Source organism: Anaerofustis sp. (assembly GCF_019420015.1).
Lineage (GTDB): Bacteria > Bacillota > Clostridia > Eubacteriales > Anaerofustaceae > Anaerofustis.
The window spans coordinates 2,990-4,306 of record NZ_JAHZIA010000003.1; the positions used below are offsets into that span (position 1 = coordinate 2,990).

Consider the following 1,317-nt stretch of genomic DNA (forward strand, 5'->3'; position numbering starts at 1 on the left):
TATGTATTTTCTACTACGATATGAGTATCCATATTTAAAGCAACACTCCATATTTTTATTATTATATAATTCATAATATTCTATATACAAATCTGCACCTTTAAATGTGTAAATTTCTCCCTGACTTGCGGCTTTTTTAAGATCTTCTTTGCTTGTTGCTTCATTATATTCCGTATTTGTTGTGATATATATAGGATTTTCATTTATAGAAAACATATTACCTTGTCCATCTTGCAAAAAATATATTCCCTGTTCACATTCATCTTCTCTATCTGAAATGACTATGCCAGCTTTAGTAATATAATATCCTCTAAGAAACTGATTGCTTTTTATTACATTAATATTTCTCTTTCTTAATTCTTTTATAATTCCCAATTTAAATACCACCTTAATTTAATTAGATTTTTATCCCAATAAAACCAACATACCACAATTGTGTGACTTTGTCAATAAAACATATTACCTTTTGGATGCTCATACAATTATTTTCGTTAAAATTGTAGATTTTATACAAAATATACAACAGAAGAAAAAAATGGGCTTTCTATAAATTCTACCTGAATAATATATTCATCATTATTTTTTTCTTCTGCTGTAAGAATTAAAGTGGGAAGTTCAAGGCGGTTCACCGTGAACCGGTACTCGGTTCACGGCATAGGCATATTTATACCTTGTTAGTAAACTTGAATTTCAAAGCAAATAGTAACAGTTTGAAGTTGCACTACCATTTTCCCGAAAGCGAGATTCTTTACGTATCAACTCTGCTTTTTCAAGGTCTTTGATTGCTCGCTTAACAGTGCTGCGTGATACCGATAGATCCTTTGCAATGGTGTTGATTCCCGGCCAAGTCTTTTTCTCTTTATCCATACGGTCATGGAGATAAATATACACAAGCTTTGCCCGATGAGGCAGCTCCAAGCGGTAGAGATGATCAAGTCTGCCCATCGTTTGTCACCTCGGCTTTCTGTTCGATAGGCGCAGGAATATCCTGTCGGTGGGTTTTCGGTGCGGTACGCAGAGATGTGCCGCCGTTTCGCCGCTTCTCCTTATCCTGCGGACGGCGCTGCGGCTGATTCTTTTCGCTCATTGGCTGCTCCTGACCGCCTGCGGCTGTATCATCCTGGGGAGCAGGAGGCTCTAACAGATCCGGGCGGTATTTCCGAATGATGCCGTCCATGATGGTTTTCTTTTCTGCATACTCCACCTTGCGGTTTCCCTGATCGGCAACGCTGTACGGTTTGTCCTCATTGAACTTGATGCCCCAATTGAAGAACAGCTTCAGCTTAACCTTCATGGGATAGAAGCCTGTTTTCATCA

Annotated in this window: 2 protein-coding genes and 1 pseudogene; all 3 read right to left on the bottom strand. The window is 38.2% G+C overall.

Going from position 1 to position 1,317, the window contains the following annotated elements:
* On the bottom strand, positions 1 to 375 hold a 375-nt coding region (locus QZ357_RS00670), incomplete at its 3' end, for a hypothetical protein (protein ID WP_290770697.1).
* A 315-nt stretch (positions 376 to 690) separates the two neighbouring features.
* Positions 691 to 945, bottom strand: a complete 255-nt coding sequence (locus QZ357_RS00675) for a helix-turn-helix domain-containing protein (RefSeq protein ID WP_290770699.1) — start codon at positions 943 to 945, stop codon at positions 691 to 693.
* Positions 932 to 1,317 (bottom strand): annotated as a pseudogene (locus QZ357_RS00680) (hypothetical protein); the annotation flags it as partial. The gene QZ357_RS00675 and the pseudogene QZ357_RS00680, both read right to left, overlap by 14 nt.